The 17985-nt window shown below is 52.5% G+C and carries 15 protein-coding genes; 5 read left to right on the forward strand and 10 right to left on the reverse strand.

Going from position 1 to position 17985, the window contains the following annotated elements:
• Window positions 1-120 (forward strand): hypothetical protein (locus tag Mcas_RS19240; protein WP_156033313.1); only part of this gene is annotated, 120 nt, incomplete at its 5' end.
• Between the two features lie 16 nt (window positions 121-136).
• A complete protein-coding gene (locus Mcas_RS16785) occupies window positions 137-2827 on the forward strand; it encodes an InlB B-repeat-containing protein (RefSeq protein WP_052567165.1) in 2691 nt (896 codons plus the stop codon).
• 166 nt (window positions 2828-2993) lie between these two features.
• On the opposite strand, the gene Mcas_RS10495 is transcribed toward Mcas_RS16785, so the two are convergent.
• The 7 genes from Mcas_RS10495 to Mcas_RS10525 all read right to left on the reverse strand — a co-directional run bounded on the left by Mcas_RS10495 (window position 2994) and on the right by Mcas_RS10525 (window position 10513).
• Entirely contained in the window at window positions 2994-3608 is a 615-nt protein-coding gene (locus Mcas_RS10495; RefSeq protein ID WP_040335499.1) for a UbiX family flavin prenyltransferase, read from the reverse strand.
• Window positions 3609-3613: 5 nt separating this feature from the next.
• On the reverse strand, window positions 3614-3844 hold the full coding sequence (locus tag Mcas_RS10500; RefSeq protein WP_162176308.1) for an FtsB family cell division protein: 231 nt from the start codon (window positions 3842-3844) through the stop codon (window positions 3614-3616).
• Window positions 3845-4132: 288 nt separating this feature from the next.
• Entirely contained in the window at window positions 4133-5416 is a 1284-nt protein-coding gene (eno, locus tag Mcas_RS10505) for a phosphopyruvate hydratase (protein WP_040335501.1), read from the reverse strand.
• A 262-nt stretch (window positions 5417-5678) separates the two neighbouring features.
• Window positions 5679-7064: a dihydrolipoyl dehydrogenase gene (gene lpdA / locus Mcas_RS10510; RefSeq protein WP_040335502.1), complete on the reverse strand. Its 1386-nt coding sequence runs from the start codon at window positions 7062-7064 to the stop codon at window positions 5679-5681.
• The gene (gene gcvH, locus Mcas_RS10515) at window positions 7061-7447 is read right to left on the reverse strand and encodes a glycine cleavage system protein GcvH (RefSeq protein ID WP_040335503.1); all 387 of its coding nucleotides are present in this window, start codon (window positions 7445-7447) and stop codon (window positions 7061-7063) included. Before gcvH ends, lpdA begins: the two co-directional genes overlap by 4 nt.
• Window positions 7448-7508: 61 nt before the next feature.
• On the reverse strand, window positions 7509-9647 hold the full coding sequence (gene glyS, locus Mcas_RS10520; RefSeq protein ID WP_040335504.1) for a glycine--tRNA ligase subunit beta: 2139 nt from the start codon (window positions 9645-9647) through the stop codon (window positions 7509-7511).
• A 2-nt stretch (window positions 9648-9649) separates the two neighbouring features.
• Complete coding sequence (locus Mcas_RS10525) at window positions 9650-10513, reverse strand: glycine--tRNA ligase subunit alpha (RefSeq protein WP_040335505.1); 864 nt, start codon at window positions 10511-10513, stop codon at window positions 9650-9652.
• Window positions 10514-10902: 389 nt separating this feature from the next.
• Here Mcas_RS10525 and Mcas_RS10530 point away from each other — a divergent pair, with 389 nt between their 5' ends.
• The 3 genes from Mcas_RS10530 (at window position 10903) to Mcas_RS16790 (ending at window position 14229) form a co-directional block, all read left to right on the forward strand.
• Window positions 10903-11679, forward strand: coding sequence for a S8 family serine peptidase (locus tag Mcas_RS10530; RefSeq protein ID WP_040335506.1), 777 nt, complete (start codon window positions 10903-10905; stop codon window positions 11677-11679).
• Window positions 11657-12016 carry a S8 family serine peptidase gene (locus tag Mcas_RS17700; protein ID WP_162176309.1) on the forward strand — a complete coding sequence of 120 codons (360 nt, stop codon included), beginning with the start codon at window positions 11657-11659 and terminating at the stop codon, window positions 12014-12016. The genes Mcas_RS10530 and Mcas_RS17700 overlap by 23 nt, the downstream gene beginning before the upstream one ends.
• Before the next feature lie 155 nt (window positions 12017-12171).
• Window positions 12172-14229, forward strand: a complete 2058-nt coding sequence (locus Mcas_RS16790; RefSeq protein ID WP_435050991.1) for an FG-GAP-like repeat-containing protein — start codon at window positions 12172-12174, stop codon at window positions 14227-14229.
• Between the two features lie 49 nt (window positions 14230-14278).
• Here Mcas_RS16790 and Mcas_RS10550 read toward each other — a convergent pair whose 3' ends face one another.
• From Mcas_RS10550 to Mcas_RS10560, 3 genes are read right to left on the reverse strand one after another with little or no spacing between them, the layout of a single operon-like run.
• Window positions 14279-16057, reverse strand: a complete 1779-nt coding sequence (locus Mcas_RS10550) for a tetratricopeptide repeat protein (protein WP_052567169.1) — start codon at window positions 16055-16057, stop codon at window positions 14279-14281.
• A 31-nt stretch (window positions 16058-16088) separates the two neighbouring features.
• Window positions 16089-16811, reverse strand: a complete 723-nt coding sequence (locus tag Mcas_RS10555) for a tetratricopeptide repeat protein (protein ID WP_040335509.1) — start codon at window positions 16809-16811, stop codon at window positions 16089-16091.
• Window positions 16787-17917 carry a glycosyltransferase family 39 protein gene (locus Mcas_RS10560; RefSeq protein WP_040335510.1) on the reverse strand — a complete coding sequence of 377 codons (1131 nt, stop codon included), beginning with the start codon at window positions 17915-17917 and terminating at the stop codon, window positions 16787-16789. The genes Mcas_RS10555 and Mcas_RS10560 overlap by 25 nt, the downstream gene beginning before the upstream one ends.
• Window positions 17918-17985 lie beyond the last annotated feature (68 nt).

A 17985-nucleotide genomic window follows, 5' to 3' on the forward strand; every position in this document is an offset into this window, starting at 1 on the left:
GCCAAGCTAACCGCATCAGACGGCGCTAATAATGATTACTTAGGCAATTCCGTCTCCGTGAGTTCCGACGGTAGCACGATTGTGGCCGGGGCGTTATCAGGCAGACCCAGGAGGCAGTAACARAGGCGCTGCGTATGTGTTTGTCAAGCCCGGCGGGGGGTGGGCTAACGGTACCCAGACAGCCAAGCTGACCGCATCAGACGGCGCGAATAGTGACAACTTAGGCTATTCCGTCTCCGTGAGTTCCGACGGTAGCACGGTTGTGGCTGGGGCTTATCTGGCAGACCCAGGAGGCCTTGACGAAGGCGCTGCGTATGTGTTTGAAAAAGGTGTAGCATGGGCAGATGGTTCCGGTAATCAGACGGCCAAGCTGACCGCATCAGATGGTGCTATTATTGACAAATTAGGCAATTCCGTCTCCGTGAGTTCCGACGGTGGCACGGTTGTAGCCGGGGCTTCTGGGGCAGACCTAGGAGGCACTGACAAAGGCGCTGCGTATGTGTTTGTCAAGCCCGGCGGGGGGTGGACTAACGGTACCCAGACAGCCAAGCTAACCGCATCAGACGGCGCTAATAATGATTTCTTAGGCAATTCCGTCTCCGTGAGTTCCGACGGTAGCACGATTGTGGCCGGGGCTTATCAGGCAGACCCAGGAGGCAGTAACAGAGGTGCTGCGTATGTGTTTGTCAAGCCCGGCGGGGGGTGGGCTAACGGTACCGAGACAGCCAAGCTAACCGCATCAGATGGTGCTGATAGTGACAACTTAGGCTATTCCGTCTCCGTGAGTTCCGACGGTAGCACGGTTGTTGCCGGGGCTTATAAGGCAGCCGCAGGAGGCACTCAGCGAGGCGCAGTGTATACCTGGACAGCACCTACCCCAACGCCAACGCCAACGTCCACCCCAACGCCAACGCCACCACCGGACCCCGGTACTTATTACACCGTTACAATAACCAAGACAGGTACAGGTAGCGGCAACGTCACAGGTGCCCCCGTGCCGATAACCTGGTCAGACAACACAGGAGTTGTGAGTCGCCCCGAGTACTCTGTTGAGACCCTAACGGCAGCCGCATCGGCTGGGTCAGTCTTTGCGGGCTGGAGTGGGGACTGCTCAGGGACACTTGTAGGATGCACTATGTCTATGACAAAGAATTATAACGTAACGGCAACATTTAATCTGCCCTCAAAAACGCTCACTGTTTCCAGGTTGGGTACAGGCAACGGCAATGTAACGGTATCCCCCGGAGTGCTGACGTGGGTCGGCAATTCAACCACGGCAGAGTATCAAGACTCCACTGTGGTGACACTGACGGCAACCGCTCCTGATGATTCAACCTTTACCGGCTGGGGTGGGGACTGCAATGGGACGGAGACTACATGTACGGTAAAGATGACAACCAACCTGAGTATCACGGCAACGTTTACACTTAAACCAAGGACACTCACCGTGACAAAAACAGGCACGGGCGGTGGCACGGTAACGGTGTCCCCAGGAAATCTGCCGTGGTCTGGTGGTGCAACCACATCAGAAGTGGAGTACCCCGACGGTACGGAGGTAACCCTGACGGCGGGTGCATTTAACGGCTCGGTTTTTGGCGGTTGGAGCGGTGACTGTCAGGGTACAAACGCTACCTGCAAGGTAACGATGTCAAAGGATGTCAACGTCTCTGCCGATTTTGGTTTAACCAGGAAACTTACCATAAATATAACAGGCAAGGGCATGGTTACTGCCTCAAAAGGGATAATCCACTGGAACTTTAATACCGGTGTGGCATATTACGCCGATGGCACGGAGGAGACACTTACAGCAAAGGTTACACCGGATTCAGGTTCAACGTTCAAGGAATGGACGGGCTGCGACGCCACAGATGGCGCCAGGTGTATTGTAAAGATGACGGATTCAAAGACCGTTACCGCTAACTTTTCGCAGGGCGTCAAAAACGACTTTGACGCCGATGGCAAGAGTGACGTGTTCCTCCAAGACAGCTCTACTGGAGACACCGCTATCTGGCTTATCAATGGAATGAGTGTCTCATCTAAAGGCTATCCGGCCAAGGGGGTCTCCGGAGTCTGGCGCTTTCTGGCCAAGGGGGACTTTGACGGCGATGGCAAAACCGATGCCCTCTGGCAACACACCAACGGCGATGTTGTTGCATGGCTTATGAACGCCACCAAGATAGCGAAACAGGCTTATGTGACAAGGAAGCTGCCGGCAGAGTGGCTGTTTAAGGGCATTGGTGATTTCAACGGTGATGACAAGGCCGATATCCTCTGGCAACACACCAACGGCGATGTGAGCATCTGGCTTATGAACGGCGCAGGCATATCGACAAAGGACTATGTGGAAAAGGGCGTTCCTCCGGGGTGGCAGATCAAGGGTGTTGGAGATTTCGACGGTGATGGCAAGAACGATATCCTCTGGCAACACACCAACGGTGACGTGGCGGTCTGGTTCATGGCCGGTCTCAGCGTTAAGAGCAAGAGCGACATAAAAAAGGCAGTATCATCCAACTGGCAGATCAAGGGCGTTGGTGACTTCAACGGTGATGGTAAGACTGATATCATATGGCAGGACAGTTCAACCGGCGACGTGGTGGTATGGCTTATCGATGGAGCGACGGTAACGTCCAAGGGCGTTGTCTCTGCGGCATTGCCCGGCAACTGGAAGCTCAAGGACACAGGCGACTACGATGGAGATGGCAAGGACGATATCCTCTGGCAGGACTCCTCCACCGGTGACGTGGCGGTCTGGTTCATGGACGGTACAAGTATAGCCGGTAAAAGGGCTATCGAAAAAGCCCTCCCCGGCAACTGGATGATTAAGTAAATGGTAGAGAAGTGAAGAAAGAAGGGGGGAGGGTAGCACTCCATTCAAACGTGGACACATTGCTTAAGCATAACAACAGTGCCATATTATGTGGGTACAAAAATGGCTTAAATCCTGCTAACCGCGGTTGATTGTGGTGCTACCAGGGGGGTTGCTTTCGGGACGGTTAATCCCTGCCGTGGTGGCCGTTCCAGCGTTTGAAGAGGCTGTGCGGTATTGACATACAGTCCAGGAGCTTGCCTGTGATGAAGGCTATAACGTCGGCGAGGTCATTGGGTTGGCTGTAAAAGGCCGTAACGGGAGGGGCTATGACAACGCCAAGTCGTGACAGCTTAAGCATGTTCTCAAGGTGTATGGCGCTAAAGGGCATCTCACGCGGCGACAGCACCAGAGACCTGCCCTCCTTTATGACAACGTCGGCAGCCCTGATTATCAGGTTATCGGCATACCCGTTGGCTATCCCTGAGAGGGTCTTCATCGAACACGGCACCACGTACATGCCATCCGTTATGAACGAACCACTGGAGAGTGGACTGTGCAGACAATCGTCTTCATAGTAAAATAGCCGCTCCGTATTGAAATGCCGCCTCAATAGCTCCGTGCGATTAGTGTCGCTGCCTGTCCCTGTGGCCAAGTCTAACCCCGCCTCGTAAGCAATGATCGGTATCGCCTCCGAGGAGATGATCACATGCACCTCGGCAACCGTCACAAGCGCCTCGATCAATCTCAACGCAAACACTGAACCACTTGCCCCGGTGATTGCTACAACGTACTTTTTCAAGCGGATTACTTATCCTTATCCAACTTGTAGATGTACTCATCGGGCATTGCCAGACCCAGGTCTTCTCTGGCCTTTTTCTCGATATAGAAGGGGTCCGTTCCTATTGCCTTTATCTCATCCTTGACGGATGAGATTTCCATTTCAAGGCGGGCAATATCCTCCTCCATCCGCTGCTCCTCAGACTTCAGCCTGAAATAGTTAAACAGCCCCATCTCATCATAAAACAAATTGAACAATATTAGCACCAGCGCAAAAAAGAAAAAACACCACAAACAATCTCCCCCGATGCCTCCTCTCTTTGACTATCTGCTTCCTGAGAAGATTCCTCTTATCCATATTCGTTTGTCTTCATCTCTGGGATTTTGTTTATACTAAAATAGTGCAGTAACGATCCACGCTAAAAATCAAACTAAAGGCTACACAAGACAAAGAGCGCCTTGTGGTACCCAAGATGGGGGTCAAGGGGTCCGTGACCCCTTGCGGGGGGGGCTGGAGGGGGGGCAGGAGCCGCCCCCTTTTTTTTCCTACTTGAGGTTGTAGAATGTGTCACGTCCTTTGTATACGGCTACGGAGCCAAGCTCTTCTTCGATTCTCAGCAGCCTGTTGTACTTTGCGATGCGGTCAGACCTTGACGTTGAACCGGTCTTTATCTGTCCGGCGTTGAGCGCCACGGCTATGTCGGATATCGTGGTATCTTCCGTCTCACCGGAACGATGCGAAATGATGGCGGTGTACTTTGCCTTCTTTGCCATCTCAACGGCATCAAGCGTCTCTGTCAGAGAGCCGATCTGGTTGACCTTGACCAAGATGGCGTTGGCCAGACCCTTTTCGATACCCTCTTTGAGAATGGACGGATTGGTGACAAAGAGGTCATCGCCCACTAACTGCACCTTCTTGGAGAGTCTGTCTGTGAGCTTCTTCCAACCGTCCCAGTCATTTTCGCTCATGCCATCCTCAATGGATATGATCGGATACTTGCCGGTCAAGTACTCGTAGTAGTTGACGAGTTCTTCGGGGGTAAGCGTCTTTCCCTCACCCTCAAAGATGTACTTGCCGTCCTTGAACAGCTCCGACGATGCGACATCGAGTGCAAGCAGGAAGTCACTTCCGGCCTTGTATCCGGCAGCGGCAATGGCCTCCATGATCTCCACCAGGGCGTCTTCGTTGGACTTGAGGTTGGGAGCAAAACCGCCCTCATCGCCCACGGCCGTTGACAGGCCCTTCTTGTGGAGGGTCTTCTTGAGGCTATGAAACACCTCGGCAGACATGCGCAGCGCATCGGCAAAGCAACGCGCCCCTACCGGCATAATCATAAACTCCTGGATGTCAACGTTATTGTCGGCATGTGCCCCACCATTGACAATGTTCAGCATCGGCACGGGTAACTCCTTGCCATTGACCCCGCCCAGGTACTTGTACAGGGACAACTCCGACTCATCGGCTGCGGCCTTGGCAACCGCCAGCGATACGCCCAGGATTGCGTTTGCTCCAAGCCTTGACTTGTTGTGCGTGCCATCAAGCTCGATCATGACGCCATCAATCAGCGCCTGCGATGTTGCCTCCAGACCGATGACCTTGTCCGCGATGACGGTGTTGACGTTTTCTACGGCCTTTTTTACACCCTTGCCCAGATACCTGGCCTTGTCGCCATCTCTGAGTTCTACGGCCTCCCTCTCACCCGTTGAGGCGCCACTGGGGACGGCTGCCCTGCCCGCAGCTCCGCTTTCCAGTATGACGTCTACCTCAATGGTCGGATTGCCTCTGGAATCCATTATCTCTCTTGCGTGAACAACTTCGATTCTAGACATTATGCCCCTCCTTAAATTCTTCATATTAAAATATACCAACAGGTAAAGTTTAAACTAACCTTACCAAATAAGTCTATAGCACTGCCTTGCAGGGTGTATAAGTTTTTCATGGGAAGGCATGGATACGGGGTCAAGGGGGTCCGTGACCCCTTGTGGGTTGGTCTGAGGGAGGGGTCGGCGACCCCCTGCATAAAAGGGGCAAAGCCCTCCATTCTTTTCTTTGACGAGGCTACCCATGAGTGTATTATGCACCTGTCTGGCATTATTTCTTTGGGGAATGAATCGCCTCGCCGAAGACGTCCTCGGCTGCCTCCATCAAGCCTTCGGCCAGGGTCGGATGGGCGTGGATTGTCTCAGCGAGTGCCTTAACGCTCAACCCTGCCTTGATTGCGACCGCCGCCTCGTGGATTATGTCCGAGGCATTGTGACCCACTATGTGTACACCGAGGATCGCCTTGCCAGCCTCATCGGAGAGGACCTTGAACATGCCGGTGATTTCCCCCATGGCATGTGCCTTGCCCAGTGCCCTGTAGAGGAATTGTCCCTTTCTGTACTTGACCCCGCGCTCTTGTAGTTGGTGCTCACGCATCCCCACCGAGCCGATCTCCGGAGACGTAAATATCCCCCCCGGCACACAGGTGTAGTCCATCTCTTCCTTGTGTCCCATGATGTTTTTGACGGCTACCATGCCCTCCGTGGAGGCCACGTGCGCAAGGAGCATACCGCCTACTACATCACCAATGGCATAGACGTCGGGGTTGCTCGTCTGCATCATGGCATTGACCGATATAACGCCACCCTTGCCGGGGGTCACGCCGACCTTGTCCAACCCTATACCATCGGAGTTAAACGCCCGCCCTATGGTGACAAGGAGTTTTTCGGCCTTGAGTTCCTTGCCGTTGGAGAGAAACGCCCTGACGCCGTCGCCCTCAACGCTCACACGGTCTACCTTTACATCCGTGATGAGCTTTATTTTTTTCTTTTTGAGTTCCCGCTCCAGTATCTGTGACACCTCGGGGTCTTCCGTGGTCAGGGCGCGGGGCATCAGCTCTACCATCGTCACTTCGGTGCCAAAACTCTGGTATATGCACGCAAACTCACAACCCATCACACCGGCGCCTATGATTATCATCGAACTGGGAATGCCATCCATGTTCAGGGCATCGGAGCTGGAGATAATCCGCTTGCCGTCAAAGGGGAACGTCGGGATTTCGGCAGGACGGGAACCCGTGGCGATAATAAACTTATCACCGCTTATGACCTCCTCCTGGCCACTGCCACTTACTACCCTGACCTCTTTTTCCGAGATGAAGCTGCCCCTGCCCTCTTTGAGCTTCACCCCCCAGCTCTTAAACAACGCCCGTATCCCCTTGACCTGCGTGGAGATGACACCGTTTTTGCGAGCCATCAGCTTTTGCACATTGGGGGTGAGACTGCCGCTGAAGTCTATTCCGTATGAGTCACAGTGCAGGGCCGTGACATAGGCCTCCGCCGATGCTATGAGTGTCTTTGTGGGTATACAGCCTTCGTTGAGGCAGGTACCACCAACCTCTTTGCCCTCAATCACCGTGACATCGGCACCCATCTGCGCACCCTTGAGGGCCGCCACATAGCCCCCGGGGCCGGCACCAAGGATTACTATCTTCATCCAGCTTCCTCTTCGATGTACTTTTCGTAGTCTGAGACGTCCATCAACTCCTCAAGCTCGGACTCATCCGCCACCTCTATCACGGCTATCCAGCCCTTGCCGTAGGGGTCCTCATTGATTATCTCGGGGGCATCTTCCAACTCCTCATTTACACTCAACACCGTGCCGCTAATCGGAGCGATTACCGAAGAGGTCGCCTTGGTGGATTCAATCTCTGACATCTCAGTATTTGCCTCTACCTCTGCGCCTACCTCCAGTATGTCCAGATACACTATATCACCCAACTGTTCCTGCGCATAGTCTGTTATGCCTATAGTGGCCTTCTTGCCTGACAGACTTACCCAGGTATGTTCCTTATGATATCGTAATTCTTCAGGGTTCATGATTACCTCCGATGGTTTCTTTTCATCCGTTAAACAGATGTTTCTTTCTCTTTAGATTTTTTCATACATTTTTTGCTTTTGTCAAGTCCTGACTCTCCTGCATCCTGGACAGGTCGGCCACGGTCGCCGCTGCACTCAATATGTCCCTCAACAGGGCTAACCTGTTGACCCTCTGAGCCTCGTCCTTGTCCATGACCAACACCTTGTCAAAGAACTCGTTTATTGGCGCCACCAACTCCGTCAATAACTCCAGGGCTCGCCTGAACTCTCCGCCTGCAACAGCAGCCTCAACCCCCTGTCGTATCCGCCCAAGGGCATCGTACAACCCCCTTTCGGCAATACCCTGCATCAGATGGACGTTTACGACGTATGTGCCGTCCATCCCACGTGGTGCTATATTATATATGCGTTTAAACGCAATCAAAAACTCGTTGTATCCCTGCTGTCCCTTTAACCTCCTCAGGGCATCCATCCGTCCGACCAGGTAGTTGAGTTGCACGCACTGAAACCGCTCCATCACCGCCTGGATGACGTCGTGGGAGTATCCCATGGTCGAAAACAGCGCCTGTAGTCTCTGCCTGAAAAACGCATACAGGTCATCCAGGACAGTTACCGGTCTTTTCAGGACATCAGCTACTCCCGTGAGGATATCCTCAACCGTAACCCCAAGGCTACCCTGCAGCAGCACAGCGATCACGCCGATTGCCTGTCGCCTCAGGCCATAGGGGTCCTCCGACCCCGTGGGCGTCTGACCTATGGAGAAAAATGATACCAGATTGTCTAGTTTATCTGCAAGGCTTACGATCATGGCAAGTTTTGTTGACGGTATTTTATCCCCGGCAAAGGCCGGCAGATAGTGTTCGACGATGGCCTGGGCGACTTCCGGTTCATGGCCGTTTTTGAGGGCATAGTACTTGCCCATGACCCCCTGTAGCTCCGGAAACTGGCGTACCACTCCGGTGGTCAGGTCGGCCTTACAGAGGCGGATAGCCATCAGCAGTTGTTCTCTGTCGATTTCGATCGGGTCAAAGAGTCGCAGTCGCAGGAAGTCGCCTATGGCAGCGAGCCTCTCTACCTTGTCAAACACCGATCCGAGGGCATCCTGAAACACGATCCCTTTTAAGTGCTCCAGGCGCTGTATCAGGGGGAGCTTTAGGTCTTCGTCGTAGTAGAACCTGGCGTCTTCCAGGCGTGCCCGTATTACCCGTTGGGCACCGATGCGTACTACGTCGGCGTTGTCTGCAACCGTGTTACTGACCACGATGAAGCGGTTTAACAACCGTCCGTCCTGCGTCTCTATGGCAAAGCAGCGCTGGTGGTCCCGCATGACGGTTATCAACAATTCCCGTGGCAGGCCGAGGTAGACCTCTTCAAACTCCCCCGCTACGGCATGGGGATATTCAACCAGGTGTGTTACCTGTTGCAGCAGGGCGTCATCGGCAACGGGCAGCGCCCCAAATTCACTGGCGGCCTGTTGGCACTGTGCCCATATCAGTTGTCGGCGCTTGTCCTGATCAATAATGACGTAGTTGGCTTCCAGGGTATCGTGATACTGTGCGGCGTCGGAGACCTCAATGGCCACGTTGGCCAGGAATCGGTGGCCGTGTGTGACGTTGGAGCTTTTCACCCCGGCAAACTCAAACTCCACCGCAGCACCGTCACAGAGCGCCAGGAGCCATCTCACCGGACGGACAAACCTCGTGTCAAGGTCAGCCCAGCGCATGGCCTTTGGAAAGTGCAGCGACGTCACTATCTTCGTAAACAACGATGCGGCTATCTCTCCGATGGCACGCCCCTCTGTCCTGATGACTGCCACGACGTACTGTCCGCCCTTCTGCTTATTTTTTCCTGACTGGTTGTGTTCGGTCTTTTGTTTTATTATCAAGTCCTCTACTGCTATGCCATGCAGTTGTGCAAAGCTGATTGCAGCCCTGGTGGGTTTGCCGTCGTCGGAGAATGCTGCCTTTTGAGGTGGGCCAAAGTGTTCGGTGATGCGGTTTTTTTGATGCCCGCTGACTCCGGTTGCTATGACGGTAAGGCGTCGGGGGGTTGCGTAGGCCCTGACGTCGGAGAACTCTACCCCGTTGTCGGAGAGCACGCCTTCGGTGACGTCCTTGAGCTGTCCGATGGCGGCAGGCAGGAAGGTGGCCGGTATCTCCTCAACACCGATCTCCAGGAGAAGCGTAATGTCGTTGGCCATCTCTATAGTGCCTCCTTTTGCGTATCGGTCTGGGCTTGTATATAGGCCTCGGCACAGGGCCTGGCCAGTGCCCGCACACGGGCTATGTAGGCGGTGCGTTCGGCTACGGAGATGGCGCCTCTGGCATCAAGGATGTTAAAGACGTGTGAGCACTTGAGGCAGAACTCATAGGCCGGCCCCACCAATCCCTCCCGCAACAGGGTGGTGCACTGTTGCTCGAAGTCCTCAAACAACTGTTTGTGCAATCTGACATCCGCCCTGTCGAAGTTGAAGTGCGAAAACTCGACCTCATCCCTGTGATGTATGTCGCCGTAGGAGAAGTCCTTGTTCCAGCGCAGTGTGTAGACGTTGTCGATCCCCTGCAGGTACATGGCGATCCTCTCAAGACCGTAGGTGATTTCTACGGAGACTGGTTTAAGGTCGATGCCCCCAACCTGCTGGAAGTACGTAAACTGTGTGACCTCCATGCCGTCGAGCCAGACCTCCCAGCCCAGTCCCCAGGCGCCAAGCGTCGGGGATTCCCAGTCGTCCTCGACAAAGCGTATGTCGTGTCTGCGGGGGTCTATGCCCAGGCAGGTGAGGCTTTCCAGGTACAGCTCCTGGGACTCCACCGGTGAGGGCTTGAGGATGACCTGGTACTGGTAGTAGTGCTGGAGACGGTTGGGATTGTCGCCGTATCTACCGTCGGTGGGTCTGCGGGAGGGTTGGACGTAGGCGGTCTTCCAGTGTTTGTGGCCGAGCACCCTGAAAAACGTTGCCGGGTGGAACGTCCCCGCACCTACCTCTATGTCGTATGGCTGAAGGATAACACAGTCCTTCGCCGCCCAAAAATCCTGTAGCCTCAATATAAGTTGTTGAAAATCCAATGAACCTTCCTTTTTACAATTTATCTTTTTTTTAACAGCTTCAAAAGAAGAATAAAAAAGTTATGCAGGTTTTGTCAAATATTAAAAAAACCTTAGTCGTATATTACCTGCTCAATCGGGTAGTGCCGCAATTAATCCCGGGAACCAAGATTCAAGCCATTTTAGGTCTGATATAATACGGCATCATCACTACGCCTGTGTAATGTGATCATGCTTCGATAGTGGGGTGTTCCCCCATTTGTTGAGCTTACTACATTGGAAGTTTTTTGTCAAGTTTTTTGCCACTGAGGACAATGTGGAACTTGACAATTATGTGTGGCTAAATGCTATTATTCCCTTACCTGTTTTACAGGTCAGTGTAACTCACAAGAAGTAACATTGGAGGGTGTATGTTTGGGGAAGCCAACAATCAAGGGATGAGGTATCTCCAACTTGGTAATACGCTTGGTGTAAGGGTGTTGTTTATGCTGGCGCTATTGTTACTGCTTAACCACGTGGAGTCAGGGTTTGCCGGTGAGCCGCTTGTGCCGTTTAGCAAGGTATCAACCCCTGGTGGGTATGAACATCTGGCATCTAAGGCACAAAGCGATGGTTCGGTGAGGGTCATAGTCAAGATCAGCGGTCCATCACAGCCAATGGGGGAACTGTCCCATACAGAGGCCGCATCGCAGGTGAACATGATCGCACATGCCCAGGACAAGGTGCTGGAGCTATTATCGGGATACCGTATCAATAACTCCCACAAATACAAGTACATCCCCTACATCGCAATGACGGTTGACAAGTCTGCCCTCGATGCCATGCTTGCTATTGCTGAGATAGAAAATGTAGAAGAGGACATGCTTGTGTCCTACTACTTTGAATGGAATATGACCAAGATAGGTGCGCCTAACGTCTGGTCAACGGGCTATGATGGCTCCGGCTACACGGTGGCCATACTCGATACGGGTGTTGATAAAGACCATCCCTTTCTGGCAGGAGCCGTAGTGTCGGAGGCCTGTTATTCCACTAGTGATGCAGCCGAGAAGGCCTCCTCCCTCTGCCCTGGCGGTGTAACAAGCTCTACGGCGGCCGATTCGGCAATGCCATACGCCGGTAATTGTCCAGTCGAAAAATGTGACCACGGCACTCACGTGGCCGGCATTGCGGCAGGACGAAATAACTGATTCTTCAGATAATGTCTCAAATTTTTCAAATAGCGCCGGTTTTCTTAGTTTACTGGCTCCAGGTTCTTCCATAAACTCGTCTGTACCTGGAGGTGGTTATGATACATGGAATGGGACCTCAATGGCAGCCCCGCATGTGGCTGGAGCGTGGGTAATCCTCAAACAGTTAACCCCCTCTGCCACTGTTACAGATATCCTCAATATATTGGTAAGCACTGGTGTAACCATTACTGATGCTCGTAATGGTATCAGCAAGCCACGTATTCAAATAGACAGAGCTGATTTAACCTACACCTATGGTTTCGCACTTTCTGGATTCCTGCTTACGCAGGAATGACATAGAACAACCGAAATCGCCATTTACTGTCATTCCCGTGAAAACGGGAATCCATTTTAAAGAACTGCATAAAAGGCTGGTTTATAAAAAAGTGCGAAAGTATAGCCTACACAAAATCAGGGACTGGTTCCGGTACGGTATCGGATGGTACGGATATATGGCCTGTATCTGCCACAAAGACATATACCGTAGGAACAACCATAACCCTGACCGCAACGGCTGACCACGGTTTTACCTTTGCAGGCTGGAGTGGCGACTGTTCAGGGACGAATTCTACCTGCACGTTGACAATGTCGGCAGCAAAGAATGTGACAGCTACGTTTTCCAATCCTGTCATCATAAATCCTGGTAATAATCATTCGTATCAAAGAATTGACAAGCAAGTGGTATGGTCCACCGCAGCGGGAGATTGTAGGCAACTTGGCGGATATTTGGCAACTGTAACATCGGCTGATGAAAACACATTTCTTGTCAATAACTTATTACCGGCAAACTTTTTTAATGATACATATGATCACACCGGCAATCGAGGCAATTGTTGGATTGGGGCAAGTGATACAGAGACCGCCGGAGTCTGGAAATGGGTAACCGGTGAAGACTGGCAATTTACGGCATGGGCTGCCAGTCAACCTGATAATAAAGAAAACGATGAACATTGTCTGGCGTTTTCTGGTTCCTTCGGCTATACAAGCAATGCGTGGGATGATATTTTTTGTGCTCATCATTCGTATACCATGCTGGATTACAACCCTCTTTGCTTCATTTGCGAATGGGACCCGGTGGTGCAGCAATACACCCTCACCGTCTCCAGGTCCGGCACAGGTTTCGGCACTGTAACCGCATCACCTGGCACACTTTCCTGGCGACGCGATACCGGCACTGCATCGTACAACACAGGCACCTCCGTAACCCTGACTGCAACGGCGGATGATACTTCAACTTTTGCAGGCTGGAGCGGTGATTGCTTTGGCTCAAGTCCAACCTGCACGGTAATGATGTCTGCGGCAAGGAATGTAACGGCTACGTTTAACGAACAATCCTGCAGCTTTACGATAACCCCACAGAGTAAAAACTTTGCATCCTCCAGCGGCAGTGACAGCGTAAGCGTATCGGCTAACACCGACTGCTCCTGGACGGCAACAAGCAACACCACCTGGATAACGATCAGCGCAGGCAGTTTTGGCAGTGGTAATGGGACGGTATCGTACTCCGTATCAGCAAACACGGGCACTGCACGCACAGGCACAATGACTATCGCGCAGCAGTTGTTCACCGTAACACAGGATGCTGCCTACTCAGGCAAGGGGCACCCTAAATACGATTTTGACGGTGATGGCAACAGTGATGTGTTGTGGAAAAACGCTATAACCGGAGATGTCTATATCTGGCTGATGAGTGGGAAGTCCATAATCGGCGGTGATTATGTTGTCAGAGGCGCAGGCACGGATTGGGACATAAAGGTCGCAGGGGACTTTAACGGTGATGGTAAGGCCGACATCCTCTGGCAGCACAAGGACAAGGGCGACGTCTATGTCTATTTGATGGCCGGGACAAAGATATCCATTGAAGGTGACGCCATGCAGGGAGTACCCAGGGTGTGGGAGTTCAAGAAGGCCGGTGATTTTGATGGCGATGCCAAGACGGACATACTATGGCAAAACACCGAAACTGGAGATGTAGCCGTATGGTTGATGGACGGTAAGGACGTCAAGAGCGTGGCGTTTATCGTCAAAGGTATGAGACCGGAGTGGATGCTCAGGGCAGTGGCCGATCTCAATGGCGACGAAAAAGCCGATATCCTCTGGCAAAACGCCGACAATGGCGACGTGGTTGTCTGGTTAATGGACGGTGCGACAATCTCAAAGATGGACTATGCCTCCCGTGGTATCCCCGGCAACTGGCAGATAAAGGCGGTAGTTGACTTTGACGGTGATGGCAAGGCCGACATCCTCTGGCAGGACATTACATCAGGGGACGTTGCCATGTGGCTGATGGACGGGGTCACGATAAAGACAGGCGACTTTGCAGGTCGTGCAATACCCCTCATCTGGCAGATCATAGCAGCAGCGGATTACAACGGCGACGGTAAGGCCGACATCCTCTGGAAGAACACCACCTCCGGTGATGTCTATATCTGGCTTATGGATGGGACAGACAGGGTTGGGGAGGGCTTTGCTGCCAATGGTATACCAGCCCAATGGGAAACCCGGTAGACGTTAAGCAAGAGAGCATAAACCTGTATAGCTACTTATACTCTTCTGCTTAATAGCTTGAGTTAAGTTTTAAGATACTGCGGACGTCTTTGGAGTTGGGGTTTAGGGCGAGGGATTTTTCGAAACTTTCTCTGGCCTCTTTTTCTCTGCCCATCTTTTTGAGGATCAACCCTCTGTGGAAATACAGTTCCCAAGGGTTATTGGCCACCTTGATGCCGCTGGTGAAGTACTCAAGGGCCTCTTCAAACCTGCCCTCGGCGCTCAGGGTAAGACCCAGATAATCATAGACGACGGCATCCGTGGGGTCAAGACGCAGGGACTTCTGTAAGTACTCATAGGCCAGGGCATACTTCTTCTGCCGCATCAGGGCGTGCGAAAGCATCTTGTAAACGACGGCTTCACCGGCGTTTTGCCAAAACGGTCTGGCCCGTAAAAAGTACGGCTGTGCCTCCGTCCCCCTTCCCTCAAAGACGAGGGCGCTCCATAGGTTGAAGTTCAGGTGCGGGTTATCGGGCATCACCTCAAGCCCCCTGGAGAACTGCACAATGGCCTCCTGTACCCTGCCCTCCTTCATGAGATACATGCCATAGTCGTTGTTGGCGACATAGTTGCCGTCGGTCACCTCAACGGCGTGCTTAAAGAGCGTTCCGGAGTTTTTCCAGTATCCCACCTGCTGACGCGTCAAGAGACAGAGTACTACTAACACACACCCTGCAGTGATGGCTGTAAATATCCTGCCAAGAGGTCTGTGTTGTAACTCGCCCAATCCGTAGACCAACGCAATGAATACCCCGATCAGTGGCACATAGGCATAGCGGTCGGCCATCGGAGAGGCGCTTACCTGTACCAGTTGAAGCACGGGTACAAGTGTTACAAGATACCACAGCCAACCCACAAACAGATACGGCATCCGACGCCTCTTGTAAACAGCAACGGCAGTTACTCCAACGATGCAGACCAGAAATAGTAAAGTATGAGCGAGTTGTATGCTACCCGAATACGGATAAAAAACCGTCAATCCCTTTGGCCAGAACATCAGCTTTACGTAACCAACGTAGGAGTGTACGACGCTGTGGAGACGGAGATTTAGCGGGGCTACGGCAAAGGAGATAAGCGCCTGCTGCTGGGCAAAGATGGTCACTACGCCGGAGAGGAGCGATATGATAAAGAGCGGGATTTTTTCTATAACCAGGTCAATGAATCGTCTTGAGTTAAACCTCTGAAGCGGCCAGTAATCCAGCAACAGCAAGACAACCGGCAAGGTCACCAGCATGGGCTTTGCCATCAGCCCCAGGACAAAGCTCAGGAGGGTCAGTGCGTACCACTTGGCCCTGGGCTGTTGCACGTATCTGAGATAGGCCATCATCGTCAGTATCCACAAGAGTGTGGAGAGGACGTTTTTGCGCTCCGATGCCCAGGCCACGGATTCCACGTTGACCGGATGCAGGGCAAACAGTGCTGCCACCATGGCGCTCTGCCAGGGCAGTTGCGTCATGCGGGTCAGGCATGTGAACAGGAACATTACGCTTGCCATGTGAAACAGGAGGTTGATGAGGTGGAACCCCTTGGGGTTTAACCCAAACATGGAGACGTCCGCCAGGTATGACAGCCAGGTAAGCGGATGCCAATTGGCAAAGTAAAAGGTCTTAAACGCCCACGCTATGCTATCGGGCGTCAAACCATTCTGGATGGCGGGGTTACCGGTGAGGTAGTGGTCATCGTCAAAGCTGACAAAGTCGTTGTCGTCAATGGGTGAGTAGGCAAGCACCGTCAGTAACGTAAGAGTCAGCATGAACCACAGTGTCATTGAATTTGCGGTTTTGGTCATATATGTACGTTTTCCTTTGTCAACGCTGATGTCACCTGGACTTCATGGCATTGTGCAGGTTGTTCAGGGCGATTTTTATCTGTTGGGAATCAGGGTTGAGGGCGAGGGCCTTTTTGAATTCCGCTTGGGCCTCATCGTATCGGCTGAGTTCTTTTAAAACGAGGCCCTTGTGGTAGTAGGGCTGCCACCTGGTGGCATCAAGGGAGATGCTCTTTGACAGGGAGACGAGCGCCTGATCATACTTCTTCAGCGCACTGAGGGCGACCCCAAGTTCCTTGAATACCTCGGCGTCTTTATTGTTTTCACGGGCCGACAAGAGGAAATAGTCAACGGCTTCCCTGTAGTTCTTTTGGTTTAGAAGGTCTATGGCCATGTGCTTATACAGGGCGGCCTTGTCACCGCCAAACCACAGGGAGGCGGACTTCAACAGATAACGATTGGCCTCCTGTATCTTTCCCTGTCTGCTCAGGGCCAGCCACATGTTGTAGTTGATCTCCTCACTGAGGGGCATGACCTTGAGTCCCTCGGAGAAGTGGACGATGGCCTCATCGAGCAGGCCCGCCTTCATCAGTGCCTGACCATAGTTGTTGTGTGCCACGTAGTTGTACTGTGTGACGTTGAGTGCGTGCTCATAGAGCGTAAAGGAATCCCTCCAGTAACTGGCCTGTCTCCACGTATACATGGCAAAGGTTATGCTTACCACCACCGCAGCGGCAATAAAGACCGACCTCAGAGAACACCACTTCTCTGACAACTCCGCCCCCCCCAGGCCACGATAACAAACAACCCTATGATGGGCACATACATATATCTGTCGGCCATTGGGGCAACCCCCACCTGCACCACCTGGATGACCGGTACCAGCGTCCCCAAAAACCAGCACCAACCCATCAGGATGTATGGGGCGGTCTTTCGGTACAACACGGCAAACACCGTTACCGTCAACAGCAAAAGCACCGAAACTATCAACTCCCACGCCGGATGATTAAGATATGGATAAAATGCCGCCAGATCGGTTGGCCACACCGTCTTTCTCAGATAGCCAGCATACGAAGTAAACACGTTTAACAGCCGGGTCGTAAGCGACAACGAATTTAACGACACCACTGCCCCACCTTCCTTCTGGGCGAGGACGGTTATAACGCTCGATGCGATTGTCATGAGAAAAAACGGCAACTTCTCTACGATCAGTCTGACATAGATTGCCCATGCAGGTTTGGAGTCATCGGTCTTGAGACGTCCCAGTGGCCAGTAGTCCAGCAACAGTAGTGTAAAGGGCAACGTCACAATCATGGGTTTGGACATAATGCCAAGGGCAAAGGTCAGGATCACGGCCACGTAGCTCCAGGGATTAGGGCGACGAACGTAGGAGAGATAGCTCAACAAAGCCAGAAGCCAAAACAATGTCACCAGCAGGTTCTTGCGCTCCGACACCCAGGCCACGGATTCCACCCCAAGGGGATGCAGGGCAAACAGCAACGCAACAAAGCCACTCTGCCAGGGCATGGTCGTTGCCCTGTAGAGAAACAGATACAACAACAGCACGTTTAAGGTGTGTATAATCACGTTGGTAACGTGGTGCCCGCGGGGGTTCATCCCGTGTAGTTGGACGTCGAGCAGGTGTGACAGCCACGTGAGCGGGTGCCAATTTGAAAAGTACGTTGTCGTAAATGCCCACTTGACACTCCTAAGACTAACTCCCCCCGCTATGTCGCGATTTTCGGTGACATATTTATGGTCGTCGTAGCTTACAAAGCCATTGTCCCTAATGTTATGGTACACGGACAGGGTCGATAACATCAGTATGGCAACGATACACAGATGCAGGCGTTGCTTATCTTTTAGTAGCTGAATCCTCATAAAATATCAAGTGTTTTTATTATAGCTTATTTATGTTAATTTTTACTGACGGCTAAATTTTTGCTTTA

It is taken from the genome of Candidatus Magnetobacterium casense (genome assembly GCF_000714715.1).
GTDB classification, from domain to species: domain Bacteria; phylum Nitrospirota; class Thermodesulfovibrionia; order Thermodesulfovibrionales; family Magnetobacteriaceae; genus Magnetobacterium; species Magnetobacterium casense.

Coding starts and splice junctions, on each gene's coding strand:
- gcvH (WP_040335503.1), bottom strand. CDS start 7,447: ATGAACCCTGAAGAATTACGATATCATAAGGAACATACCTGGGTAAGT.
- lpdA (WP_040335502.1), bottom strand. CDS start 7,064: ATGAAGATAGTAATCCTTGGTGCCGGCCCCGGGGGCTATGTGGCGGCC.
- glyS (WP_040335504.1), bottom strand. CDS start 9,647: ATGGCCAACGACATTACGCTTCTCCTGGAGATCGGTGTTGAGGAGATA.
- Mcas_RS10530 (WP_040335506.1), top strand. CDS start 10,903: ATGTTTGGGGAAGCCAACAATCAAGGGATGAGGTATCTCCAACTTGGT.
- Mcas_RS10550 (WP_052567169.1), bottom strand. CDS start 16,057: ATGACCAAAACCGCAAATTCAATGACACTGTGGTTCATGCTGACTCTT.
- Mcas_RS10560 (WP_040335510.1), bottom strand. CDS start 17,917: ATGAGGATTCAGCTACTAAAAGATAAGCAACGCCTGCATCTGTGTATC.
- eno (WP_040335501.1), bottom strand. CDS start 5,416: ATGTCTAGAATCGAAGTTGTTCACGCAAGAGAGATAATGGATTCCAGA.